The sequence below is a fragment of the Achromobacter sp. Root170 genome (assembly GCF_001428165.1).
Taxonomy (GTDB): Bacteria; Pseudomonadota; Gammaproteobacteria; order Burkholderiales; family Burkholderiaceae_B; genus Achromobacter; species Achromobacter mucicolens.
The window spans coordinates 271,306-297,051 of the sequence record NZ_LMHN01000015.1 but is presented as its reverse complement, the minus strand read 5'-3'; the positions used below and the strand labels follow the sequence as shown (position 1 = coordinate 297,051).

General features: G+C 65.9%; 16 protein-coding genes. 7 read left to right on the top strand and 9 right to left on the bottom strand.

The window, feature by feature from the left end:
- Positions 1–23: 23 nt before the first annotated feature.
- From ASD87_RS15735 to nadE, 7 genes are all read right to left on the bottom strand, one after another.
- Positions 24–1,010, bottom strand: a complete 987-nt coding sequence (locus tag ASD87_RS15735) for an AI-2E family transporter (RefSeq protein ID WP_056323357.1) — start codon at positions 1,008–1,010, stop codon at positions 24–26.
- The gene (locus ASD87_RS15730; RefSeq protein ID WP_056323354.1) at positions 1,007–2,497 is read right to left on the bottom strand and encodes a carboxylesterase; all 1,491 of its coding nucleotides are present in this window, start codon (positions 2,495–2,497) and stop codon (positions 1,007–1,009) included. The genes ASD87_RS15735 and ASD87_RS15730 overlap by 4 nt, the downstream gene beginning before the upstream one ends.
- Positions 2,494–4,059, bottom strand: coding sequence for an efflux transporter outer membrane subunit (locus ASD87_RS15725; protein ID WP_082586308.1), 1,566 nt, complete (start codon positions 4,057–4,059; stop codon positions 2,494–2,496). The genes ASD87_RS15730 and ASD87_RS15725 overlap by 4 nt, the downstream gene beginning before the upstream one ends.
- A complete protein-coding gene (locus ASD87_RS15720; protein WP_056323351.1) occupies positions 4,056–7,232 on the bottom strand; it encodes a multidrug efflux RND transporter permease subunit in 3,177 nt (1,058 codons plus the stop codon). Before ASD87_RS15720 ends, ASD87_RS15725 begins: the two co-directional genes overlap by 4 nt.
- Before the next feature lie 11 nt (positions 7,233–7,243).
- Positions 7,244–8,266 (bottom strand): efflux RND transporter periplasmic adaptor subunit, encoded by a 1,023-nt coding sequence (locus tag ASD87_RS15715; RefSeq protein ID WP_230965040.1) that lies wholly within the window; start codon positions 8,264–8,266, stop codon positions 7,244–7,246.
- A gap of 834 nt (positions 8,267–9,100) precedes the next feature.
- On the bottom strand, positions 9,101–13,231 hold the full coding sequence (locus ASD87_RS15710) for a CheR family methyltransferase (RefSeq protein WP_056323345.1): 4,131 nt from the start codon (positions 13,229–13,231) through the stop codon (positions 9,101–9,103).
- A gap of 71 nt (positions 13,232–13,302) precedes the next feature.
- Positions 13,303–14,142 (bottom strand): ammonia-dependent NAD(+) synthetase, encoded by an 840-nt coding sequence (gene nadE / locus ASD87_RS15705; protein WP_056323343.1) that lies wholly within the window; start codon positions 14,140–14,142, stop codon positions 13,303–13,305.
- 141 nt (positions 14,143–14,283) lie between these two features.
- Between nadE and ASD87_RS15700 the strand changes: the two genes are divergently transcribed.
- On the top strand, positions 14,284–14,793 hold the full coding sequence (locus ASD87_RS15700) for a DUF421 domain-containing protein (protein WP_056323340.1): 510 nt from the start codon (positions 14,284–14,286) through the stop codon (positions 14,791–14,793).
- A gap of 26 nt (positions 14,794–14,819) precedes the next feature.
- Here the strand turns inward: ASD87_RS15700 and ASD87_RS15695 are convergent, their stop codons facing one another.
- Positions 14,820–16,370 (bottom strand): PAS domain-containing sensor histidine kinase, encoded by a 1,551-nt coding sequence (locus ASD87_RS15695; protein ID WP_056323337.1) that lies wholly within the window; start codon positions 16,368–16,370, stop codon positions 14,820–14,822.
- 168 nt (positions 16,371–16,538) lie between these two features.
- Here ASD87_RS15695 and galU point away from each other — a divergent pair, with 168 nt between their 5' ends.
- The 3 genes from galU (at position 16,539) to ASD87_RS15680 (ending at position 18,861) form a co-directional block, all read left to right on the top strand.
- A complete protein-coding gene (gene galU, locus ASD87_RS15690) occupies positions 16,539–17,372 on the top strand; it encodes a UTP--glucose-1-phosphate uridylyltransferase GalU (protein WP_056323333.1) in 834 nt (277 codons plus the stop codon).
- Between the two features lie 43 nt (positions 17,373–17,415).
- Positions 17,416–17,631, top strand: a complete 216-nt coding sequence (locus ASD87_RS15685) for a hypothetical protein (protein WP_056323330.1) — start codon at positions 17,416–17,418, stop codon at positions 17,629–17,631.
- Between the two features lie 129 nt (positions 17,632–17,760).
- Positions 17,761–18,861 carry an aromatic acid exporter family protein gene (locus ASD87_RS15680; RefSeq protein WP_235512720.1) on the top strand — a complete coding sequence of 367 codons (1,101 nt, stop codon included), beginning with the start codon at positions 17,761–17,763 and terminating at the stop codon, positions 18,859–18,861.
- Positions 18,862–18,874: 13 nt separating this feature from the next.
- Here ASD87_RS15680 and ASD87_RS15675 read toward each other — a convergent pair whose 3' ends face one another.
- Complete coding sequence (locus ASD87_RS15675) at positions 18,875–20,044, bottom strand: zinc-dependent alcohol dehydrogenase (RefSeq protein WP_056323327.1); 1,170 nt, start codon at positions 20,042–20,044, stop codon at positions 18,875–18,877.
- A 317-nt stretch (positions 20,045–20,361) separates the two neighbouring features.
- Here ASD87_RS15675 and glf point away from each other — a divergent pair, with 317 nt between their 5' ends.
- From glf to ASD87_RS15660, 3 genes are read left to right on the top strand one after another with little or no spacing between them, the layout of a single operon-like run.
- The gene (glf, locus tag ASD87_RS27605; protein WP_056323325.1) at positions 20,362–22,746 is read left to right on the top strand and encodes a UDP-galactopyranose mutase; all 2,385 of its coding nucleotides are present in this window, start codon (positions 20,362–20,364) and stop codon (positions 22,744–22,746) included.
- Between the two features lie 8 nt (positions 22,747–22,754).
- Positions 22,755–23,900, top strand: a complete 1,146-nt coding sequence (locus ASD87_RS15665) for a beta-glucosidase (RefSeq protein ID WP_156403434.1) — start codon at positions 22,755–22,757, stop codon at positions 23,898–23,900.
- A gap of 2 nt (positions 23,901–23,902) precedes the next feature.
- Positions 23,903–25,699, top strand: a complete 1,797-nt coding sequence (locus ASD87_RS15660) for an ABC transporter ATP-binding protein (RefSeq protein ID WP_056323320.1) — start codon at positions 23,903–23,905, stop codon at positions 25,697–25,699.
- Positions 25,700–25,746 lie beyond the last annotated feature (47 nt).

Below are 25,746 nucleotides of genomic sequence, written 5' to 3'. Positions count from 1 at the left end.
GGGCGTGGCCCGGACCGGCCGGCTCAGCTGCGGGCAACGCGTGAACTGCGGCCTGCGCCGTACACGGTGGTCATCGTGATAAGTAGGGGCACGCCAATGAACGTGCCCGGAATGCCCCACACAAACCCCCAGAAAAAAACAGCAAACATCACCATCAGCGGCGACAGCGCGAATGCGCTGCCGGCAAGCCTGGGTTCCAGATAACAGCCGTAGACGATCTGGATGCAGTTCAGGACAACGAGCACCGCAATGCTGGTCTGCAGCGATCCCACCTGCACGAATGCAAAGAACGCGGGAAACACCGTCGCCACCAGCGGCCCGAGGAAGGGGATGTAATTGAGCAGGAAGGCGAGCCCGCCCCAGGCGGTCGCCAGTTCCAGGCCGGCATAGATGGCAAACAGCCAGACCGTCACGCCCGTCAGCACGCTTGCGATCGTGCGGATCACCATGTACCAGCGCAGCTTGGCGGCAACCTCGCGCCCGATCGCCATCCAGCGCTGCGCCCGGGCCTCGCCCAGCAGGCGGATCAGCCGCGCTGGCGCCTCGTCAAGCTCGAACAGGCCCAGCGCAATGAAGACAAAGGCGATGAAAATCATGCCCAGCATGCTGTTGATCCGCAGCGCCACCTCCTGGATCGCCCGCACCAGCCACGACACGTTGAAGCTGTCCTGGAACATCTGGATCGCCATCGCGCCATGCGGGTGCAGCGTTTCGGTCTCCAGCGTGAACAGACGCTGGAAGCGCGCGGCATTGGCCATGACCCACTGCGCGACCAGACTGAAGCCCCAGGCCGCCAGCGACAGGAACACCACCGACACGACCACCGTGACCACCAGCGCCAGGATCGCGGCCAGCGGCGCCGGCATCCTGCGGCCCAGGTACTGGCGCAGCGGCGCAACCAGGCAGATGACGAACAACGCAAACGCCAACGGCACGAAGATCGGGCTGGCCAAATACAGCAGGCCGAGCAGCAGGAGGGCAAAGATGCCGGACATTGCGAAGGACGTCATCGTGGTATCACCCCATCAACGCGCTTGACCAGATAGGCATAGAACGGATTGGAGGTCAGCCGGGTCAGCGTGTCCATGCCGATCACGAAGGCGCCGACTTCGCCGCGCATGGACATGGCGCCCAGGCTGATGCCAAATTCTTCGATGTTGTCCGGATGCGTGCCGTACAGCGCGTCGTCGGTCGGGAACGGCAGCGCCACGTGCGACAGCGAATAGACCTCGCGCGGATAGTCCATGCCGATGGCCCGTTCCACGACGGCGGTGGCGTTCGGCTCAATGACGCGCTCGATCATGGCGCTTGACGTGGGGCTGGCGTTGGTGACGAGCGTCAGGCGATAGTTGCGCTTTTCGCCGGGCAGCGTGCCCGCCAGTTGCCAGGCGACACCGCGCCGGAACAGCGGCCCAAGCTTGGTGGCCCGGTTCAGGTCGAACAGCACCAGGTCGCTGCCGTTGGCCGGCAGCCGCGCATACAGCGCGTTGATCAGCGCGCGCGTGCTGACGGTGAAATCCAGCACGGAGTGGAACGTGATGATGGGCGGCAACCGTTCCAGGCCGCCCGCGCGCTGCTGCGCGACCAGCCTGTCCTGCAGCGTCTGCGTCAGCTCGAACGACTGGCGGGCCGCGTGGACGGGGAAAGAGTTGTACTTGAAGGGATTGAACTCCGGCACGATGCTCAGCCACGCGGCCTTGGCAAACGCGGGCAGGATGGCCGGCAGGCCCGCCAAGCCCGCGAAGCGCGCAAACGACGTGATGCCGACCATCGGCGAGATCAGCACCAGGCGGTCGGGCTTGTCGAGTTTGGGGTTGTCCAGCGCATCCAGCGCGTGCATCAGCGCCAACGCCCCGCCGTTGGAAAAGCCCACCATGTGCAGCGGTTTGGGCGCCGGCACGCGGCGGCGGGCTTCGCGCACGGCCAGGCGCGTGGCCGCCGCCCAGTCTTCCCAATGCGCGTCCGTCAGCCCGCCAGGCACCGTGCCGTGGCCCGGCATCCGGATGGCGATCGCCACGTAGCCGACGGATTGGTAATGGGCGGCGACGTGGCGCAGACTGTAGGGCGAATCCGTCAGGCCATGCAGCAGCACGGCCACGCCCCGCGGTTCACCCGCCGGCAGCAGCATGAACGACCGGTTCCAGTCATGCGCGAAATGCTCGGGGTACACCTTCGCGTCCGCGAAATAGCGGTTGCTGTCCACCTTGTCCTCGGGCAGCAGCTTGTCGCCCACGTTCTGCCTGACCAGCGCAAAAAGCTGATCCTCATGCGCCAGGTAATCGTCCCAGGTGCTGCGGTCCAGCCGCTCGGCGTCCAGTTCCTGCGGCACATACGTGTGCCACGCCGCCAGCGGTGGCCCCTGCTGGATGTCGTACAGGCGCACGCCCATGAGCGTGAAGACGATCAGCAACGCCACCCCGGCCACGATGAACAAGGCCTTGCGCAGCCGGCGCCACCGCGGGCGCTGGACGGCGTCGGTAGGCTTGCCGGTGTTCACTGCGCGGCTCCCGAGGGGGAAGAACCTGTCCCCGCCGGCAGAACGGGCGTGGACGTGGGGCCGGGCGATCCTGCGGCAGGCGATCCTGCGGCAGGCGGTCCCGCGGCGGGATCGCCCGCCGCAGGCGGCGCGTCCGCCATGACCGCTTCCGGCTGCTCGTCCCCGCCGCCCAGCGCCACGTACAGCGACACGCCGTTCTGCAATTGCGAGGCCCGCAGCGTCAGCATCTGCTGCTCCGCGTTGAACAGGCCGCGCCGCGCATCGACGACTTCCAGGTAGATGGAGATACCGTTCATGTAGCGCAACTCGGCGGTTTCAGCCAGCCGGCGCTGCGCCTGGATCGCCGTCTCCTGCGCGGTGACCTGTTCCTGGAAGCGCTTGCGGTTCTCCAGCGCGGTCGCCACTTCGCTGAACGCGGTCTGCACCGTCTTGCGGTAGTTGGCGACCAGCTCGTCGCGCTGCGCCGTGGCCAGATCCACCGCCGCCCGCCGCTGCCCGTAGTCGAAGATCGGCCACCCTATCCCCGCGCCGATGTTCCAGATCTGGCTGGGCGAGGAGAACAGATCCGACAGCTCGGTGGACGCGTAGCCCAGCGATCCGGTCAGCGCAATGCGCGGAAAGAGTGCCGCGCGCGCCGCGCCGATGTTGGCATTGGCGCTGCGCAGGCGGTTCTCTGCCTGCCGGATGTCCGGCCTGACCACCAGCAGCGAAGACGGCAATCCGGGGCTAAGCGCATCGAACTGCCCCGCGGCCTCGATGGGCTGGCCGGCGGCCATCTCCTGCTGCAGGTCTTCGCCGACCAGCACCCACAGCCGGTTCCAATGCCCCGCCGTGGCGCGCTGCCATTCGGCAAGCTGGGTCTGCGCCTGGGTCAGCAGGATGGCGGACTGCTCGAAGTCGACGCGCGACGTGACGCCGGCGTCCAGGCGGTCCTTGGCCACGCGAAGCGCATAGCTGCGCGTCTCCACCGTGCGCTGCGCCAGCGCGATGCCCTCTTCGCCTGCCTGGGCGTCGTAATAGGTCGAGGCCACGTTTGCGATCAGCGACAGGCGGAACGCGCGCCGGCCTTCCACCGTCGCCAGGTACTGCTGCAACGCCGAGGCGGTCATATTGCGCACCCGCCCCCAGAAGTCCAGCTCAAACGACGAGACCATCACCTGCGCGTTGAACTGATTGAATTGCACGGTCTGCCGTGACCCGGCCAGCGCCGGGTCCAGCACGGTCAGCGGCTGCTGGTTGCGCGACGCCGCCGCGCCGGCGTCCAGTTGCGGCAGCTGATTGGCGCGCTCGATGCGGTAGAACGCGCGGGCCTGCTCGATCCGGGCCGTGGCCGCTGCCAGGTCCTGGTTCAGCTCCAGCGACCGTGCAATCAGGCGCTTGAGCTGCGCATCCCCAAAGAACTGCTCCCAGGTCACGTCCTGCGCCGCCTTGGCATCCGGGGGGACCTCGCCCGGGAACATGGCGGGCGTGGCCACTTCGGGCCGGCGGTGCTCGGGCGCAAAATTGCACGCGGACAGCCCACCGATAAGCAGCGCGGCGGCGGCAAGGCGGGCGGGGGTCATGGATTCTCTCCCCGCTCTTCGGCCTTGGCCGGACCGCTCTCGCCAGGCTTGGGCGCAGGTTTCCGGGGCCCGGACCAGCGCCGCGCCACCATGTAGAAAAGTGGCGTGAAGAACACCCCGAACAGCGTGGCGGTCAGCATGCTGCCCATCACGCTGGTGCCCACCGCCTGCCGGCTGGCCGCGCCCGCGCCGGTCGCCAGCACCAGCGGCAGCATGCCCAGCACGAACGTGACGCTGGTCATGATGATGGGCCGCAGGCGCTGGCGGGCCGCATCGACCACCGCTTCCTTGCGGTCGCGGCCTTCAAGCTCCTCCTTCAGCGCGAACTCCACGATCAGGATGCCGTTCTTGGCGGCCAGCCCGATGATGGTCACCAGGCCGATGTTGAAGTAAATGTCCGCCGACATGCCGCGCCCCAACGTGAACGCGGCGGCGCCCAGGATGCCAAAGGGCAGGATCAGCAGCACCGACACCGGCACGGACCAGCTTTCGTATAGCGCGGACAGCAGCAGGAACACCACGACCAGCGACAGGGCCAGCAGCAACGCCACCTGGTTGCCCGCTTGCTGTTCCTCGTACGCCGTCCCGGTCCATTCGTAGGTGATGCCCTGCGGCAGGACCCGCGCGGCGATGGCCTCCATTTCGGCCAGCGCCACGCCGCTGGAGCGGCCCGCGGCGGCTTCGCCTGAAATGGTGATGGAGGGAAAGCCGTTATAGCGTTCCAGCTGCTGCGGACCATCGATCCAGCGCATTCGCGAAAACGCCGAGAACGGCACCATCTCGCCCCGGTTGTTCGGCAACTGCAAGGCGGCGATGTCCTGCGGCTGCATGCGCTGATCGGCCTCAGCCTGGATGAAAACCCGCTGCACCGACCCATCGTGCAGGAAGTCGTTGACGTAGTTCGAGCCGAACGCCAGCGTCAGCGCCTGGTTGACCTGCGCCACCTGCAACCCCAGCGCGCGAGCATGCACGCGGTCGATCTCCACATACAACCGCGGTCCCGGCGGCATGCCGTCCAGCCGTACGCCGGTCAGCAGCGGACTGGCGGCGGCGGCCGCGATCATCGCCGCGCCCGTGGCGGCCAAGCCCGCGCCGCCCTGCGCCGTGCGGTCCTGCACCTTCATGGAAAAGCCCGACGCGTTGCCCATCGACGGGATCGGCGGCGGGTTCAGCGCAAAGATCATCGCCTGGGGGATCTGGCGGAAGGCCAGGTTGCTGCGCCCGACCAGCGCATCGACCGCCTTGCTGCGATCCGTGCGCTCGCTCCACGGGTACAGGTCCACGAACGACAGCGCGGCCGTCTGCCCCTGGCCGAAGAAGTTGAACCCGACCACCGACGCCACGTTGCGCACGGCAGGCTGCTCACGCAGCAGGCTTTCGGCCTGTTGCACGGCCACCTCGGTCTGGTCGGCCGTGGTGCCGGGCGCGCCGGTGTACGACACGAAGAAATAGCCCTGGTCTTCCAGCGGCAGGTAGCCGCCCGGCAAGCGCGAAAACAAGAAGATCGTCAGGCCGCACACGCCTAGGAAGATCAGCATCCAGCGCAGCGGCCGCACCAGCATGTGCTCGACCGCCCGCACGTACTGGCGCGTCATGGCGTCAAAGCCCGCGTTGAACTTGTCGAACACCCATTGCTTGGCCTTGGACACCCGTCCCTTCGGCGGTTTGCCGTCCGGCAGCTTGAGCAGCGTTGCGCACAACGCGGCGCCCAGCGACAGCGCCAGCACGGTGGACACGACGATGGCGACCGACAGGGTGATGGAGAACTGGCGGTAGATCGCGCCGCTGGACCCGGGAAACATCGCCATCGGCACGAACACCGCCACCAGCACCAGCGTGCTGGCGATGATCGGCCCCCACACCTGGCCGACCGCCTTGCGCGTGGCCTCCGGCGCGGAGAGCTTTTCGTCCTGCATGATGCGGGCCACGTTCTCGGACACCACGATCGCGTCGTCGTTCAACACGCCGATCGCCACCACCATGCCAAACAGCGACAGCAGGTTGATGGATGCGCCAAACAGGAACAGGCCCGCGCAGGTGCCGATCAGCGCAATCGGCACGATCAGCGTCGGGATCAGCGTGCTGCGCCAGCTTTGCAGGAACAGGAACACCATCGCCGTGACCAGCAGCAGCGCCTCCACCATGGTTACCAGCACCGAACTGATCGAGGTCGTGATGAAGGGCGTGGTGTCGAACGGCACCGTCCAGCCGACGCCCGCCGGAAAGACCGATTCCAGCTCCGTCATGCGTTGGCGGACCTGGTGCGCGACGTCCAGCGCGTTCGCGTCATTGGCCAGCTGGATGGCGATGCCGGCGGCCTCCTTGCCGTTGACGCTGAGGCGGAAGTTGTAGCTTTCGTTGCCCAGTTCCACCCGCGCCACGTCGCCCAACCGCACGAGCGAGCCGTCGTTGTTCACGCGCAGGATGACCTGGCGGAACTGCTCGGGCGTGGAAAAACGGCTCTGCGCGACGATCTGCGCGTTGAAGTCCGCGCCGCGCGCCAGCGGCAGGTCGCCCAGCGAACCGCCGATCGTCTGCGCGTTCTGCTCCTGCACCGCGCGCATCGCGTCGCTGGCCGACATCTGAAAACTCGCCAGCTTGCGCTCGTCCAGCCAGATCCGCATGGCGTAAGACGAGCCAAACAGCTGCACATCGCCCACGCCACGGATGCGGCGCAGCTCATTCAGGATGTTGTTGGACGCGAAATTGCCCATCTCGACGGCGCTGACGTTGCCGCTTTCGGACTGCAATGCCAGCAGCATCAGGAAGCCGGATGACGCCTTGGTCACGGCCACGCCCAACTGGCGCACCTCTTGCGGCAGCCGCGGCTCGACCCGGCTCAGGCGGTCCTGCACCTGGCTGCGCGCCACGTCCAGGTCCGTGCCCGGCTCCAGCGTCACCGTAATCTGCGCCGTGCCGTTGGCGCGGCTGACCGACGCCATGTACAGGAAGTTGTCGACCCCGTTCATTTCCTCCTCGATGATGGAGGTGACGGTGCGATCGATGGTGGTGGTATCGGCGCCCCGGAAGGTCGCCTGGATGGTGATCGAAGGCGGCGCGATATTCGGGTACTGCTCGACGGGCAGCAGCACCACCGAGATCAGGCCGAACAACAGGACGAAAAGCGCCACTACCCAGGCGAATACCGGCCGCAACACGAAGAATGAACCCATGGCCGGCTCCGTCAGGGTTTCGCGGCTTGCTGTTCGACTGGATCGACCTGCTGACCGGGCCTGATTCTGTGCCAGCCGTCCACCACCACCCGCTCTCCGGGTTCAAGGCCGCTACGCACCAGCCAGTTGCCGGCGACCTGCTCGCCGACCTGGATTTGTTTAGGCACCGCCGTATCGCCCGGCCCGATGACGAACACGGTGGCCGTGTCGCCGTTCAACCGCGCGGCCCGCGCCGGGATCAGGATGCCCTCCTTGCGCACGCCCACCAGGATCTGCCCGGTCACGAACTGCCCCGGCAGCAGTTCCCGCTTGGCGTTGTCAAAGCGGGCACGTATGGTCTGAGCGCCGGTCGTCCGGTCCACGCTCAGGTCCGCAAAGTCGACGACGCCCGTTTCGCCGAACTCGCGGCCATTGGCCAGCATAAGACGCACCGGAAATGTGTTGCCCGCCGTGGCCAGCGCGCCCGAGCGCGCGTAGTCGGTCAGGTCCATGATGGCGGTGTTGGATTTGGTGAACGTGGCGCTGATCGGCGAAAGCTGGTTGACCTGCGCCAGCAGCGTTGCGCCGGATGCGCTGACCAGCGCCCCTTCCGTGACCAGCGCGCGTCCCACCCGCCCGGCGATGGGCGCCCTGACCGTGCAACGGTCCAGGCGCAACTGCGCCAGCGTGACCGCGGCCTGCGCATCGGCGACATTGGCCTGCGCCTGGCCCAGGGCGGCGAGCGCCGCCTCGTACTCCTGTGCGCTGACCGCCTGGCGCTGCACCAGCGGGCGGAACCGCTCGGTGACCGAGCGCGCGTTCTTCTGCACGGCCTGTGCGCGCTGCAGCATGGCATTGGCCTGCGCCAGCTGCGCCTTGTAGTCGCTCGGGTCGATCTGGAACAGCGGGTCGCCGGCCTCTACGTCGCTGCCCTCGGTGTACAGCAGCTTCTCAACGATGCCATCCACGCGCGCCCGCACTTCGGCCGTGCGGATGGGTTCGATCCGGCCCGGCAGATCCACGTTCAGATCGACCGGCTGGCTCCCCACGGTCATCACGAAAACCTTTACGGGCGCCAGGGGGACGGCAGCCGCATCGTTCCGGTCCCCACACCCCGCCAACACCATCGTCCAAGCACTCAACGCATACAACACGACACGACGGACATTGCTGCTCGCTTGCATCATCCCCTACTCCCACGCGGTCGGACTCAAGGTCCCACTTCCCTCTCCCCCCACCGGTGGAAAGGGCCCAGCTCGGACAGCTCAATGGCGCGGCGGGTGCGCCGGTTCAGCGTATTTATTGTGGATTACGGGCGCGACGCGGCGCAAAGGGAATAACGCGCCGGAAAAGGGAGGAGGGCCCGATCGGGAAACAACCGATCCAGGAAGAACCTGCCCAACTGGGCAAGGCCGATGCGTGCCGGGCGTGCGCCGGCCGCATCGTGATACCAACAAGACCATCGACTTTCGCACAAGGATCCTTTATGTCCGGGACAAGGGAAACTGGCTGACAAAGTGTTGCGTGGTCATTCGGCGGAAAGGCGCTGCGATCCGCTTGCCGACGCTGGCACGTCACGTGCTGGGGCGCGGCGTTTCGGGACAGCTTAAGTAGCGGCGACGCTGAGCGCAAGCTTTTCTCGATGGTGTCAATCGCCCGCATGGCAGCATTTTTCACGCCTTGCATCGAAACCTTGGCGCATGCGTGTCCGGATTGGTGGTCGCAAATATGCGAATTTTCGCAGCATGCTTTGCGCGCAACCCAAAAGAGGCGCCATCACGCTTTACGGCAATGCAGGTTAATTATTTCCAGAAGCGGAAAATTGGCACTAATTGAAACTTCGCGGCGGAGGGGGTGCGGCGGCCGCTGCGCGCGGCCGCCGGCGACATTCAACTGCGGGGACGAATCTTGCGCACGACTTCTAGCAGATCGTCCAACGACACGGGCTTGCTGATGTGCGCCGAGAAGCCGGCGCTGACGGCCTCTCGCATGTCTTCCTTGGCGCCAAACCCGGTAAGCGCGATGGACGGCAGATCGACGCCGTCCTCCCGCTCGCGGATGGCCCGCATCAGCGCATAGCCATCCATGTCGGGCATGCCGATGTCCGACAGCAGCAGATCGAACGGGGACTGATCCAGCCGTTCCAAGGCCTCGCGGCCGCTGGAGACGGCCGTCACGATGGCCCCTTCCAGATCCAGCAGTTCGCGCATGACCTGCAGGACGTCCTCGGAATCGTCGACCAGCAGGACATTCAACCCGTCGAGCGGCATGTCGCCATTGGTTTGGGGCGCGTCCTGTTCTTCGCGCGCCCCGGCCAGGTCCAGCCAAACCGTGAACCGCGCGCCGGCGCCCCGACCGTCCGAGTGCACCTCGATCGTGCCTCCATGGGCGCCGACGAGTTCGCTGACGACCGCCAGTCCGATACCCAGCCCGGGGCTGGTGCCGGCCTTCTGACGCATGTCACCCTGGCTGAACATGTCGAAGACCCGGCCGACAAACATCGGGTCGATGCCTTGGCCCGTATCGGCCACGTCCAGCCTCAAACGGTTGTCTTCAACAGCGAGCTTGAGCGCGACCCGCCCGCCTTCCGGCGTGAACTTGATCCCGTTGTTCAGCAGATTCCAGATCACCTGCTCGATGCGAACCGGGTCGGCATCCAGGTAGATCGCCAGGGCGGGATCGAAGTCCGCGCGCAGGTCGACGCCGGCGGCGGCGGCGGCGGGCCTGAGCACATCGAGGATATTTTTCGCGATGGCCGCGACGTCGATGATCGATTTGTTCAGCGCCAGCTTTCCGGTGCGCACGCGCGACAGGTCCAGCAGGTCGTCGATGATGCGGGCCTGGCCCCTGACCGACCGCTGGATCAGATCGATGGCGCGCGCTGCCGGCGCCAGGTTGCGCACGGCTGGCGCGCGGGCCAGCAGCTCGGCATTGAGCTGAATCAGATTGAGCGGGTGCTTGAGTTCGTGCGACACGACCGCGAAGAATTCGTCCTTGAGCATGCTGTCGGCACGCGCGCGATCCAGCCGCGATTCCTGCTCGGCATCGCGCAGCTTCAATTCCGTCACGTCGCGCACGATCTTCGCGAACCCTTGGTAGACCGGGTCGTCCATGCGGTTCACGCCCCCGGTGCAGTACACCAGGCTGCCATCCTTGCGCTTGTGCCACCGCTCGTCCGGCGCGTAACCGATCTGCCGGGCACGATCGAGTTCGTATTCCGGCCGGCCGGCGGCAATGTCCTCGTCGGTGAAGATGATGGATATCGACTTGCCTTCGGCTTCGGCGCTGGTGTATCCAAACATCAGCTCGGCGCCGATGTTCCAGTTGGTGATGATGCCCTGGTTATCCAGCGTCATGATGCCGAAGTCGCGCGCGCTTTCCGTCATCAGCTTCAGGTGGGCTTCGCCCAGACGAACCCGGTCTTCCGCCTTGCGCCGGTCGGTGATGTCGATGAACGTCAGGACCGCGCCTTCGATGCGGTGTTCGGCACTGCGGTAGGGCAGCAGCCGCGCCAGATACCAACGGTCGGTGGCGCTGCGCACCTCGCGCTCAAGCGGCCGCAGCGATTCGAACACGCCCGCGGCATCCTTGGCCAGGTCCGGATATTCCAGCCGATGCGTGATGTCCAGCACCGAACGGCCAGCGTCGCTGGGAATCACATTGAAGATATCGGAGGCGCGCGGCGTGAACCACTGAATGCGCATCATGCGATCCACGAACACCGTGGCGATGTCCGTGGACGCGATCAGGTTCTGCAGGTCGTCATTGATCTTGGCGGTTTCGTCGACCTTGGTCTTGAGTTCCGCATTGACGGTAATAAGCTCTTCGTTGACGGACTGCAGTTCTTCCTTGCCGGTTTCCAGCTCTTCGGTGGTCGAACGCAGCTCTTCGTTGATGGCCTGCAGTTCCTCGTTGGAGGCCTTCAGTTCCTCCGTCGAGGTCTCGGCCTGCTCGATAGTGGCCTGCAACTGATCCTTGGTGCGCTGCAGCTCTGCCTCCAGCTGCGTCAGCACGGCGGCAGAGCCGCTCGTCGGGCCCTGGCTGCCATCGGCGCTCATGACGTCTTCGACCTCGTCGAACAGCACCAGCATGTAGTCGCTGGCGGACTCCTCGTGCCGGAACGGCCGCACCACCATGTTGATGTAGGCCTGGCGGTCGCCAAAGGTCATCTTGACCCGCCGCGCCTCAACGCTCTTGCGCGAGTGCAGCGCCTGGAACATTGCCGTGCGCAGTTCGGTGCGAAGTTCGGGATGCACCGACGCCGGGAGATTCCGGGAAGGCTCGCCGCCCGGATGGCGCAGGAAACGGCCTGCGCGGTCCGAGATATGCACGATGTCGCTGTTGGCATCGACGATGACGCTGGGTGGCGCGTACATTTCAAGCGCGCGCTGGTGCACCGCGGCGTACGACACCTTGGTCTCACGCACCGGCGCGGTGGAGGCGTGGATGGGCCGCACGTGACTGAAACCGCCGTCCGTCAGTTCGGGCATGCCGCTCAGCTGCGCCGGGGTTTCGCGCGCGGCGTAGATGCGATAGCGCTTGTCTACCACTTGGAACAGCTGCGGGCACGCATCGGCCGATTCGGAGCTGCCCAGAAAAAGGAAGCCGCCCGGCTTAAGCGCAAAATGGAACATGCGCAGCACATCGCGTTGCACCTCGCGATCCAGGTAGATCAGCAGATTGCGGCAGCTGACCAGATCCAGCCGCGAAAAAGGCGGGTCGCGCAGGATGTTGTGCACGGCAAACAGAACACGCTCGCGCACGTCTTTCTTGATGCGGTATTCGTCGTCCTTGCGGCTGAAGAAGCTTTGCAGCATTGCCTCGGGCACATCGGCCTTGATCGCCATGGGATAGGCCGCCGCCCGGCCCACCGTCAGCGCCGATTCGTCGATGTCGGTGGCAAAGATCTGGATCCTGGGCGGCTGAGGCATCGCCGCAGCCCGCGCGCTCATCAACATGGCGAGCGAATACGCCTCTTCGCCCGTCGAACAACCCGCCACCCATGCGCGCAACGCGGAATCCGGCGCATGGCTGAGTGCCTTGAACAGCTTGGGCAGCACAAATTCATCCAGATTGGCGAAGGCGTCCCGGTCACGGAAGAACTGCGTCACGCCGATCAGCATGTCGGACAGCAGCTTGGGGGTTTCGTCGCTGCGTTCCTGAAGCAGCTTTCCATAGTCCGCCAGGGTGGCGGTGCCCGTGATCTGCATGCGGCGCTCGATCCGGCGCAGCACCGTCGCTTTCTTGTAGTGACGAAAGTCGTGCGCCGTGCGGGCGCGCAGCAAGGCAAGGATCTCGCGCAACGTGTTGCGATCGTGCTTGGACTCATCCACCGCCTGCTCGGCGTCGGCCGCGCCCGCGGCTTCCTCCTCGGTCAGCGGCGGCAGGTGGATGCTGCCCATGTTCTCCGCGATTTTCCTGAGGCGATCCGGCATGATCGACACCGGCAGCACGATGTCCACCGCGCCCGTTGCGATCGCGCTTCGCGGCATGGTGTCGTGTTCGGCGTCCTGGGGCGACTGCGCGAACGTCACGCCGCCCTGTTCCTTGATACGGGCAAGGCCCACCGACCCGTCCGATCCGCCGCCGGACAGGACGATGCCGACGGCGCGCGTTGTGTGCACGTCGGCCAACGTCCGGAAAAACGTGTCGATGGCGATGTGGCGGCCTTCCGGTCTGGGCGTGGCGGCGGTCACGCGCAGATACCCGTCGTTCATCGCCAGCGTCGCGCCCGGGGGTATCACATAGATGTGATCACGCTGGATCGGGACCGGCTTGGTGACCTGCGCGACCGGGATGACGGTGCTGGACTGCAAAATCCTGTCAAGGACGCTTTCGTGATCCGCGGACAGGTGCACCACCACGACGAAGGCCATGCCGGGCTTGGCCGGCATATGCGAAAAAAATGTTTTAAGCGCGTCGATCCCCCCGGCTGAGGCGCCCAGGCCGACCACAGGAAAGCTGAGGTCACTACGGACGACGCCGGGCTTGTTGTTCGGAACGGACGGCGAATCGGACATTTTTTGCCTGGGGTGACGGGCTGAAGGGTATCGGCAATGATACAGGTCGCGAAAAGCGCGGCGGCTTCACGTCACGATGCAGGCCCCGGCGGCAGCGCACGCTTGTGCGCGGTGGCGTTGAACTGCCGCTCGATCACCGCCACGGCGTCCGGCGCAATCGCCTCGCCTTCCAGATATCCATCGATCTGGGCATACGTGACACCGTACGCGTCCTCATCCGGGCGCAACGGCCGCAACGATTCCAGGTCGGCCGTGGGCACCTTCATCACCAGACGCTCCGGCGCCCCCAACTGCGTTCCCAACGCCCGTACCCGCCGCTTGGTCAGTCCACGAAGCGGCAGCACATCCGCCGCGCCGTCACCATGCTTTGTGAAGAAACCCATCAACGCCTCGGCCGCCTGGTCCGTGCCGATGACCAGGCAATCCAGCGCGCCGGCTATTGCGTACTGGGCGATCATGCGCTGCCGCGCCTTGATGTTGCCCGCGCCGAAGTCCTCGGCCGCCTCGTCCGCGTAGGCCACGCCCGCTGCGCGAAGCGCCTCGCGCTGCGCGTCCACCGCCGGCTTGATGTCGATGCGCATGCGGCGGTCCGGCGCGATGAAGTCCAGCGCCTGCGCCGCATCTTCCTCGTCGCGCTGTTCGCCATAGGGAAGGCGTACCGCGATAAACGTGGCCGGCCTGCCTTGGGATCGCACACGTTCGACGGCAAGCTGCGCCATTCGAGCGGCCACCGTGGAGTCCACCCCGCCGCTGATGCCCAGCACATAGCCCGCGCGCCCGGCGCGAGTCAGGTAGTCGGCCAGGAATGCGATCCGCGCTTCCAGTTCTGCCGCCGCGTCAAAGTCCTTGGTGACGCCCAGTTCGCGCGCAATGACGTCTTGCGCCCGCAAGGACGAGTTCTCGGATTGCATATTCACTCCTTTCAGCTTCTGGCGGATCCTCGCAGCAAACCGTGTGCCCAGCGGTTTGCCCGCCCCTGGGCTGCGGCCGCGCAGGCACACAACTTGCTCGCCTTGTCCAGGGATTGCGTTTTGCTTGAAGGAGGCGCCGCAATGGACCCGGATTGGTCGACGATGTTTTCGTTTTCCGTGGCCCCGCTGGAAATCTTCATCCGCGGGACAATCGTTTATTGGTTCATCTTCCTGCTGCTCCGGCTTGCCGGGCGACGCGATGTCGGTTCGCTGGGTGTGGCCGACATGCTGGTGCTGGTGCTGATTGCCGATGCCGCGCAAAATGCGATGGCCGGTGAATACAAATCCATCCTGGATGGGATGGTGCTGATTTCCACGATTCTCGGCTGGACAGTGTTGGTTGACCGCGTCAGTTATTTTTGCAAGCCGCTGGGCCGCCTGCTGGAGTCGGATCGCGTGTGTCTGGTGCGGGACGGCGTGATCGCCAAACGGGCGCTCCGGCGTGAATACCTGACCGAAGATGAGCTCATGAGCCAGCTTCGGCTCAAAGGGGTGCTTGAACTATCTGAGGTGCGCCGGGCGTATATCGAACCGGATGGCGACATCAGCGTCATCAAACGTCGGACGCACAACCGGTTTCGCCGGGTATAGCGCCGGTCCCGTGAAGCACCCGGCGCTCAGGGCATCGTATGCGCGTCCTCGGTCAGCACCTGCATCAGGGCTTCAACGGAATAAGGCTTCTGCATGACCGGAAAGCCCAGCGCCCGGGGCCCTGCCATCGCCTCGCTGTAACCGCTGGCCAGCACGATCCGGATGCCGGGCCAGCGCTCCCGGATCCGATAGGCCAGATCCATGCCGTTCATGCCGGGCAGCACCAGATCAAGAATGGCCAGATCGAACCTGCCGTCGCGCTGTTCAAGTTCCTTCAGAGCCTTTTCGGCGTCAACGGTCCAGGTGAGCTGTTGACCCAGCTCTTCCAGCCATGCCGATACCACTTCACCGACCATGCGGTTGTCTTCCACCAGCAGCACCTCGCGGCGCACCGGCACGTTGGCCAGCTCAACGGAGACGGGCGATTCGGCCGTGGCGCCCGACGCCTTCGCGGCTGGCAGGTACAGCGTGAACGTCGTGCCCGTGCCCACCGTGCTGTCCACCGTAACGTCGCCGCCCGATTGCCGGACAAAGCCTTGCACCTGGCTCAACCCCAAGCCGGAGTTCTCATGCTGGCCCTTGGTCGTGAAGAAGGGTTCGAAGACATGCGCCAGCACCTCCGGCTCAATCCCGCTGCCGGAATCCTGCACCGACAGCGCCACCTGCGGCCCATTGAGCCTCGCCAAGCCGCCAAGCGTCGCAGTGTCGGGCACGATCTGGGCCGATATCCTCAATTGGCCGCCCGAGGGCATCGCGTCGCGCGCGTTGATGACCAGGTTGAGCAGCGCCGACTCAAGCTGGGTGGGATCGGCGAAGATCGTACAGTCGCCCGGCCCGAACTCGTAGCTGACCGCCACGGACGACCCCACCGTGGTTTCGAAGAGCTGCCGCATCGAAGCAAGGCTATCGCGCACGTCGAACGCGTGCGGCTGCAGCGGCTGCCGCTTGGCGTAGGCAAGCAACTGCCGGGTAAGCTGGGCCGCTTTTTCCGTCGTGTCGATGATGATGCCCACATAACGCATCAGCGAAGCAGGCAGGTCGGGATAGCGCTTGATGAATTCCGCGGAGAACCGGATCGCCGTCAGGAAATTGTTGAAGTCATGCGCCACGCCACCCGTCAGCCGGCCAATGGCCTCGTTGCGCTGGGCATGGTGCATCGAATCGCGGGCTTCCTGCAGTTGCTCGTTCCGCTCTTTCTGCTCGGTGATGTCGCGCGTGATCTTCGCGAAGCCGACCAGTTCGCCGCGATCGTCAACGACCGGGTCGATCACCACGCTGCACCAGAACCTGCTGCCGTCCTTGCGCACACGCCAGCCCTCGGCCTCGAAGCGCCCCTCTCGCCGTGCCGTCTCCAGCGCGCGCCCCGGCACGCCGGCATTCCGGTCCTCCGGCGTGTAAAAAACGGAGAAGTGCTGCCCGATGATCTCGTCCGCGCCATAGCCCTTGAAACGTTCAGCGCCCGGATTCCAGCTGCTGACGCGGCCATTGGCGTCCAAAAGGTAGATGGCGTAATCCCGTACTGCCCCTACCAGCAGACGATAGCGATCCTCGGACGGAAAATCCGGTAAAGAAGTCATGCAATGTCCCCACCTGCGTGTCTATTCATGCTCAAGCCCCCGTCAGCAAACGGCGTGCCATCCCGAAAACTCTGTTACAGCCGCCGCCCGGCAGGCACAAAATTTGCTGTAACAGCGATCAGTGGGCGGCCCATCCCTGGCGCCGTCCGGGCATAGAGGGCCTTAGCAATGCAACCCATTCGTAAAGCTGTATTTCCCGTCGCGGGCCTCGGCACGCGGTTTCTTCCCGCCACCAAGGCCATGCCCAAGGAGATGCTTCCCATCGTCGACCGGCCGCTGATCCAGTATGCCGTCGAGGAAGCGGTCGCCGCAGGCATCACGGAACTGATTTTCGTCACCGGCCGAAACAAGCGCGCCATCGAGGATCATTTCGACCGCGTGCCGGAACTGGAATACGACCTGGAAGCGAAAAACAAGAACGCCCTGCTGGAAACCGTCCGCAACGTCATTCCGGACAACGTCAAATGCGTGTACACCCGCCAGCCGGCTGCCCTGGGGCTGGGCCATGCGGTGCTCTGCGCGGCGCCCATTGTAGGCAACGAACCGTTTGCCGTGCTGCTGGCGGACGACATGATAGACGCGGATGCCCCCGTCATCGGCGAAATGGCGAAGGTAGCCCGGGAGTTCGACGGCAGCGTCCTCGCGATCCAGCAGGTGCCCAAAGCCAACACCCACCAGTACGGGATCGTCTCCGGCAGCCGCAAGGCGCACGGCGTGATGAGCCTGACGGGCATCGTGGAAAAGCCCAAGCCCGAGGATGCGCCGACCGACCTGGCGGTCGTCGGGCGCTACATCCTGGAGCCCGAAATTTTCGCGCTGCTGGAGAGCACCCAGGCGGGCGTGGGTGGAGAAATCCAGCTGACCGACGGCATCGCCGCCCTGCTCAAGGCCCGAAACGTCTTCGGCTTCGAATACGAGGGCGTGCGCTACGACTGCGGCAGCAAGGAAGGCTTCTATCGTGCCACGATGGAAATTGGACGCAAGTATCACAACCTGGGTTGACCGCGCGGGCACGCGCTCCCATCTTTACAAAGGAACCTACCCCATGACCGATTCGAAAGCCGCCCCACCGCCCAATCCGCCGCCGTCGCCTCACGTGGATCGCGCAGAGACCGGCTACACGGGTCAACCGACCGAGGACGGCCCGCCCACGGGGGACGTCAATCAGAACCCCGACACCAATTCGGGGTATCCCGCCGGCGGGTCCCAGGCGCCCGCGGGCAAGGATCCGTACGGACGCCCCAAGAAATCCGAGTCCTGACCATACCTGACCGGAAGGCCCAGGAGACCGCGCACACGCTTCGCGGTTTCCTGGGCCATCGCATCGCCATGTACCTTCCCTTTCCCGCCGACGCAGACGCCTGATTGGCGCGCGGGCGGCCAAGCTCAGATGTTTCCTCTTTACGCCCAATTTCTTAAACGCGCCGCCGCCTATCGCGACGCGATCGGACAAGACAATGTCCGCCTACCCCTGCAAACCATTACCGCCGTCTTGCTGGCCTATGGCTGGATGCGGTGGCAGCAGATGCCGGATCTGGCATGGGGCGCCTTTTCCGCGCTATTTGTGGTGCGGGCCACGGTGGAGGGCACGGTCGGCGAAGCAGCCGCCCGCATCCTGGGCGCAATGATCGGCGTGGCGCTGGGCATTGCGCTTGTGCCACTTGCCTCGGTCACCGGCCTGCCGGCGCCATGGAGCATCGTGGTCGGCGTAGGTGCCGCCGCTTGCCTGACGTTACGCTGGCCCTCCTTGAACTACAGTCTCGTCACGGCGACCATCCTGACCGTGACCCCGGACGCCGACCTCGTTGCAGGCGCCGTCAACAAGACACTTGCGATCGTCGTGGGCTCGGCCGCCGGCATCCTGGCCGCCTTTGCCGTGCTGCCGCTGTCGGCCCGTCACAGCATGCGCTACAACCTTGCCGCCTCGTTGCAGCTGTACGGGGAATTGCTGGTCGAATGGGCCGCCGCCCTGAACGAAGGCCGAGAACGCCCGCGGCCGCGCGACAAGCCCGCCCTGGAACGCGCGCACTGGCGGGCGATCGACATGGCACGCCAGTCCCGATCGCTGCCCATCGACTTTGTGGGCCGCGACACCCAGGCGCAGCGATTGCAGGAGCGGATCGAGGAGCTATGGCTTACCGTCCCGCTGATGGAGCGCGTGGGCGGCGTGCAAGTCACCGAGAACGTCTCACGCCGTCTGGGCCCTGCCCTGCATGCGGTTGCGCAGGCGGCGCAAAGGCAGATCGACGGCCTGGCGCGCGCCATTCGCGAACGGGGCGCCGACGCGCCCCTGTGCTGCACCAGTCAACAATTTGCTCAGCTGGACGCCGTGGTGCAGGAAGCCGCCAGCGGCGGCGGCTTCACGTGTGACGAACGGGTGGCGGTGGATCTGATCCGCTGGTCCTGGCACGAGGTCACGCGGGAATTGGATGCCCTGTGCGACACCGTGCAGCCTGCCGCGCAACAGACCCCATCCCAGGCCGGGGCCTGACGCGCGCCAGGCGTCAAGGCGTGAGCACCACCTTGATGCACCGATCCTCCTTGTCGCGGAAGGTCTTGTACATATCGGGTCCGGCCTCAAGCTTTGCGCGGTGCGTGATGACAAACGACGGATCGATCCTGCCCTGCACAATCAGGTCGAGCAGCTCGTCCGTCCAGCGCCGCACGTGAGTCTGGCCCATGCGCCACGTCAGTCCCTTGTTCATCGACGCGCCAAACGGAATCTTGTCGATCATTCCCCCGTAGACGCCGGGGACCGACAGGATGCCGGCGGGCCGGCACACATACATCATCTCGCGCAGCACGTGCGGCCGGTCGGTCTCGGCGCCCACTGCCTGCTTCATCCGGTCGTAAAGGTGCTCCATCGAACTGCTGGCGTGCGACTCCATCCCGACCGCGTCGATGCACTTCTCCGGGCCCTTGCCGTGGGTCAGCTCCTTTAGCCGCTCCACCACATCCTCGTCCTGAAAGTTGATCGTGATCGCGCCGCAATCGCGCGCCATCTTCAGCCGCTCCGGCACGGATTCGATGCAGATCACCTGGCGCGCGCCCAACAGGATCGCGCTCTGGATCGCCATCTGGCCCACGGGTCCGCCGCCCCACACGGCGACGGTGTCGGTCGATTCGATGTCGCACTGCTTGGCCGCCTGCCAACCGGTGGGCAGGATGTCGCCCAGGAAAAGAACCTGTTCATCCGACAGCTCGTCGGGCACCTGCACATGGGTCGAATCGGCAAACGGCACGCGCACGTATTCCGCCTGGCCGCCGGCATAGCCGCCGGTCAGATGGGTGTAGCCGAACAGCCCCGCCGTCGTATGCCCGAACATCTTGGCCGCCTGGTCCGCGTTGCGGTTCGTGCGCTCGCAGACTGAAAAGTTGCCCTTCTTGCATTGGTCGCATTCGCCGCAGGTGATGGTGAACGGAATCACGACCCGGTCCCCCACCTTCAGGTTCTGCGCCTGGGCGCCGACGTCCACGACTTCACCCATGAACTCGTGACCCATGACGTCCCCGGACTTCATGCCGGGCATGAACCCGTCGAACAGATGCAGGTCCGATCCGCATATCGCGCACGCGCTCACCTTGATGATCGCGTCGCGCGGATGCTCCAGGATCGGATCGGGCACCGTGTCGTAGCGGATGTCGTGTTTGCCGTGCCAGCAAAGTGCTTTCATTGGAATCTCCTTTGACGTGACCGCAACACGCGATCAGGCCTGGCGCAGCAACTGCCATGCCGCCGCGTCGCCTCGTGAAGTCCATCGGAGCGTGACCGCGGCACGCGGATGAACGCAGAACTTGCAACGTCGGTCAAAAAATATCCAAGACACCCCACGCGCCGCGCGGCCACGCGTGGGGTGCCGGGCATCACGTGCCGTCCCCGGCAGCCCAGGGCTTCGGCACGTAGCTTGCGACGACGTTGCACACGCTTCGGTGGCCCCTTCGGCGCCAGCCGCTCCCATCATCACCACCCCGCTTCCTTTCTGGAGTTTCCATGCGTACCGTCGATGCCTCGATTGGCGGCGCGCCTCACGCTCACGCTTCCGCTTCGCCGCAATCACCCGCAGCGAATGGATGGCTGACGCGCGAGCGCCCTGCGATATTGTGCTTTTCCCATTTGCGCTGGAACTTCGTGCACCAGCGGCCGCAGCATCTGATGACGCGCTTTGCGCGTGGCCACGCCGTCTTCTATATCGAAGAGCCCGTCTGGGAAGACGCGGCACAACACGGCTGGCTCGAGTCCAGCCACGTGGACGGCGTCACCGTGATCACGCCGCATGTCGCGCGGGAACAGGCGGTGCAAGACCAGCGCCGCCTGTTAAGCGACCTCTTGCATGAACACGGGCTCAACGCGCCGGTCCTGTGGTACTACACGCCGATGAGTCTGCCCTTTACCGAAGACATCGAGGCCGGGCTCGTCGTGTACGACTGCATGGACGAGCTGTCCGCGTTTCGTGGAGCGCCGCCAGACCTGGTTGGACTGGAACATCAGTTGCTCGCGCGTGCCGACGTCGTCTTCACAGGCGGCCACAGTCTGTACGAAGCCAAGCGCCGCCTGCACCCCAACGTGCATGCCGTCCCCAGCAGCGTGGACCGGGACCATTTCGCGCGGGCCCGGGCCTCGGTCAGCATCCCGTCCGATCTGCTCGCAATCCCGACGCCGCGCCTGGGCTTTTACGGCGTGCTGGACGAGCGCTTCGATACCGGTCTGCTCGCGACAGTTGCCGGGCTGCGGCCCGATTGGCAGTTCGTGCTGATCGGCCCGGTCGTCAAGATCGATCCGGCAACGCTGCCGCAGGCGCCCAACATCCACTATCTCGGCGCGCGGGGGTATGACCAGCTTCCCGGTTATCTGGCGGGATGGGACGTCGCCTTGATGCCGTTCGCCATGAACGAATCGACGCGCTACATCAGTCCCACCAAGACGCCGGAATACCTGGCGGCCGGCAGGCCCGTCGTGTCCACGCCAATCGCGGACGTGGTGCGCGCCTATGGCGGCTGCCCCATCGTGCAGATCGCCGCCAACGCGGCGGACTTTGCGCAGGCCATCTCGCGCGCGCTCGCGTCTTCGGCCACGCCGGACACGGTCGCCCAGCACGCCGACCGCGCGCTGGAAGGCATGTCGTGGGAACGCAGCTGGGAAGGCATCTGCGACGCGATGAATCGCGCCTGGACCAGCTCCCCGCGCGGTCTGCGACAAGGTCCCGCGGGGCCAAGCGCCGTTCGCATGGCACGCAAGATGCCTTCCCAGCGTTACGACTTTTTGATCGTGGGAGCGGGGTATGCCGGCAGCGTGCTGGCCGAGCGCCTGGCTCGTGGCAGCGGCAAACGTGTCATGGTGGTGGACCGGCGCCCGCACATTGCCGGCAACGCGTACGACTTCCATAACGAGTCGGGACTGCTCGTGCACCGTTACGGGCCTCATATCTTTCACACGAACTCGGACAAGGTTCTGCAATACCTGTCACAGTTCACGCAGTGGCGTCCCTATGAACACCGGGTGCTGGCGCGCGCCGACGGGATGCTGGTGCCGATGCCGATCAACCTCACCACGCTCGAGCGCTTGAACGGCCGCAGCTTTACCGCGGCCCAGGCCGAGCAGTTCCTGCAGACGGTGGCCGAACCGGCGTCGGTCGTCTCCAGCGCCGAGGACTACGTGGTCTCGCAGATCGGACGCGTCCTGTACGAGAAATTCTTTCGCGGCTACACGCGCAAGCAATGGGGCCTGGATCCCTCGCAGCTGGATCGGTCCGTGGCGGCGCGCGTGCCAACACGGCTGTCGCGAGACGACCGCTACTTCACCGACCGGCACCAATGCATGCCGCTCATGGGCTACACGCGCATGTTCGAGCGCATGCTGGACCATTCGAACATCTCGCTGGCGCTGGGCATGGATTTCGAGGAGGCCAGGTCCGCCTTCCAGTACGACGAGCTGGTCTATACCGGCCCGATCGACGAGTACTTCGGCTACTGCTTTGGCCCATTGCCTTACCGGTCGCTCAAGTTCCGGCACGAAACGCTGGACGAAGAGTGGCACCAGCCCGTGGGCGTGGTCAACTACCCGGCCGAAGACGTTCCCTACACCCGCATCACCGAGTACAAGCACCTGACGGGCCAGCGCCATCCCAAGACGGCGGTGACCTACGAATACCCCAGCGCGCAGGGCGATCCGTACTACCCCGTTCCCCGGCCCGAGAACGCCGCGCTCTTTCGCCGGTACCAGGAACTGGCGGACGCGTGTGAGGGCGTGCACTTCGTTGGGCGTCTGGCCACCTACCGCTACTACAACATGGACCAGGTCGTGGCGCAGGCCCTGGCTACGTATGAGCAAATGGCAAGCCGCCAATCGGAGCCGCGCAACGCAATGATGGCCGAATGAGTCCGGGCATGCGCTTCCGAAGTTTCCTGCAGGCCGGGTTCGAGTGTTCGTGCCACCGGTTTCCAGACGGGCGGCAGCTGGATCTCATCGAATCGACGGGGCACGCAAAGTGGGCGGCGCAGGACTACGCCGCCATCGCCGCGCTGGGGCTGCGGACGGCCCGCGACGGGGTGCGCTGGCATCTCGTGTGTCCCGCCGCCAACGTGTACGACTGGTCCGCGGTCCTGCCGCTGGTGCGCGCGGCCCGCGACAGCGGCGTCGAGGTGATCTGGGACCTTTGCCACTATGGCTGGCCGCCGTGGCTGGACATCTGGTCGTCCGCCTTTCCCGAGACGTTCGCCCGCTATGCCGCCGCCACGGCCCGCCTGATCGCCGGAGAAACTGGAATGCCAACCTGGTATTGCCCGATCAATGAAATCTCTTATTGGAGCTGGGCCGGCGGCGACAGGGCGCACTTCGGGCCGTGCACGCTGGGCCGCGGCCTTGAATTGAAGCGGCAATTGGCGCGAGCCGCGATTCAGGCCAGCGACGCAATCCTTGAAGCCGACCCCGCCGCCCGGCTGGTCTGCGCGGAACCGCTGATCGCCGTCCAGCCGGCGCTTCCCGGCGACGCCCGTGAGGCTGCCGCCGCCAGCGAGGCGCAGTTCGAGGCGCTGGACATGCTGTGCGGACTCGCGCATGCGGATCTGGGCGGCGACGCGCGCTATGTGGACGTGGTCGGCCTGAACTACTACCCCCACAACCAGTGGCTGCACCGCGGCCCGCCGCTGCCGTGGGACGACCCGCGTTACACGCCGCTCGCCCAGCTCCTGCAAAGCTGCGCGCACCGTTACGGCAAACCGCTCTTCATTGCCGAGACGGGCGCCGAGGGCCTGGCGCGCACACCCTGGATACGGTATGTCGCGGACCAGGTCGCGTCGGCGCGGGCACGCGGCGTCGACGTGTCGGGTATCTGTCTGTATCCCGTGACGGACTACCCCGGATGGGAGGACGACCGCCACTGCCCAACCGGTCTTTTGAGCGCCCCTGCCGCCGACGGCCGCCGCAGCGTGTACGCCCCGCTCGAAATCGAGGTTCGCGCGCAGGCGGCCCGCGCGGGACTCGGCCCCAGCGGCCTGCTTGCGGCGCCCGCCCCCCGCGCCGACGGAGATTGAACATGCCCGACCTGCCCGCCCTACCGTCGCAGCCTGCGGCCTTTCTCTGGCGATACGTCCGCCAGCGGCCCTGGGCCTTTGGCCTGCTGGCGATGATCGTCGTCCTGGCCGGGGTGTGCTCGGTCACGGTGCAATACGCCATGAAGCTCATTGTGGACGCCTTGGCGCTGGGCGCCTCCGCGTCCGTGCAGGTATGGTGGGCGCTTGGCCTGTTCCTGGGGCTGATCGCGGTCGAGGCCGCGCTGTGGCGATGCGGCGGATGGCTAGGCTGCCGCAACATCGTCGCCGCCTGCGCGGCGCTGCGGGTCGAAGTCTTCGAACACCTGAGCCACCATTCGACCCGCTATTTCCGCCAGCATCACTCGGGCGCGCTGGCTAACCGCATCTCGTCCACCGCCAGCGCCGCCGGCGCCATCTACGGCGCCATGGTCTGGAGCATCGTGCCGCCGTGCGTCGATTTCCTGGGCGCCGTCGTGGTCCTGGGCACCGTGGACTGGCGCATGGCGGCCGCGCTGCTGGGCTTCGTGCTGGTGCTGGCTGCCAGCATCGTGTCGTTCGGCGCGCGCGGGCGCAGCCTGCATCAGCAGTACGGCGAGCAGGCCGCGCACGTGGGCGGCGAAATCGTGGACGCCATTTCCAATATCTGGGCCGTGCAGGCCTTTTCCGCGCAGGCGCGCGAGCGCGCCCGGCTGGAAAAGGCTTTGGGCGAGGAGGCGCGCGCCCAGCGCAGAAGCTGGATGTACGTCGAGAAGGCGCGCGTCATCCATGACGCCTGCCTCTGGCTCGTGGCTGGCGCCATGTTGTTTTGGGTGCTGCGGGCGTGGGAGGCGGGCCGCGCCAGTCCCGGCGATGTGGTGGTGGTCAGCGCGCTGACCTTCCGAATCCTGCACGGCTCGCGCGATCTGGCGCTGGCGCTGGTGGGCACCGCTCAGCAATTCGGGGTCATTGCCGAAATGCTGCGCCTGGTAGGACGGCCGCACTCAGTGCCCGACGTACGCGGCGCGCATCCGCTGCGCGATCCGGCCGGCGCCATCACCTTCGAAGGGGTCCACTACACCTATCCGGACGGCTGCCACGCGTTGCGCAGCATCACGCTGTCCATCCGGCCCGGGCTGAAGGTGGGGCTGGTCGGCGCGTCCGGCGCGGGCAAGTCGACCCTGCTGTCGCTTCTGCAGCGCGCCGACGAGCCGCAGCAGGGGCGGATCCTGATCGGCGGCCAGGACATACGCGCCGTGACGCTGGAAAGCCTTAAGGCCGCGATCTCCGTCGTGCCGCAGGACGTCAGTCTGTTTCGCCGCTCCATCATGGAGAACATCCGCTATGGCCGCCCCGAGGCAACCGAGGACGAAGTGATCGCCGCCGCGCGCCAGTCCCATTGCGAGCCGTTCATCAAGCGGCTGCCGCAAGGCTACGACACGATCGTCGGCGAGCGCGGCGCGTTGCTGTCAGGCGGCGAGCGGCAGCGCATCGGCATCGCGCGCGCTTTCCTGAAGGATGCGCCGATCCTGCTGCTGGACGAGGCCACGTCCGCGCTGGACAGCTACTCCGAGCAGCTCATCAAGGAGGCGCTGGCCGAATTGATGCGCAGCCGCACCGTCGTGGCGGTGGCGCACCGCCTGTCGTCCCTGACGCGTTACGACCGGATTGTGGTGGTGGACGCGGGCCGCATCGTGGAAAACGGCCCGCTGGACGAACTGCTGGCCGCACGCGGCCCGCTACGCGCGCTGTGGGACCTGCAGTCGGGACATGATGGGCGTGGCGGCCAGGAAGCCCTGCGCACGGTGTCCGCCCCTGCCTGAACGCCTGCCCGGGCGTGCGTTCCCGCGCGCGCATGCAGGAACAGGAC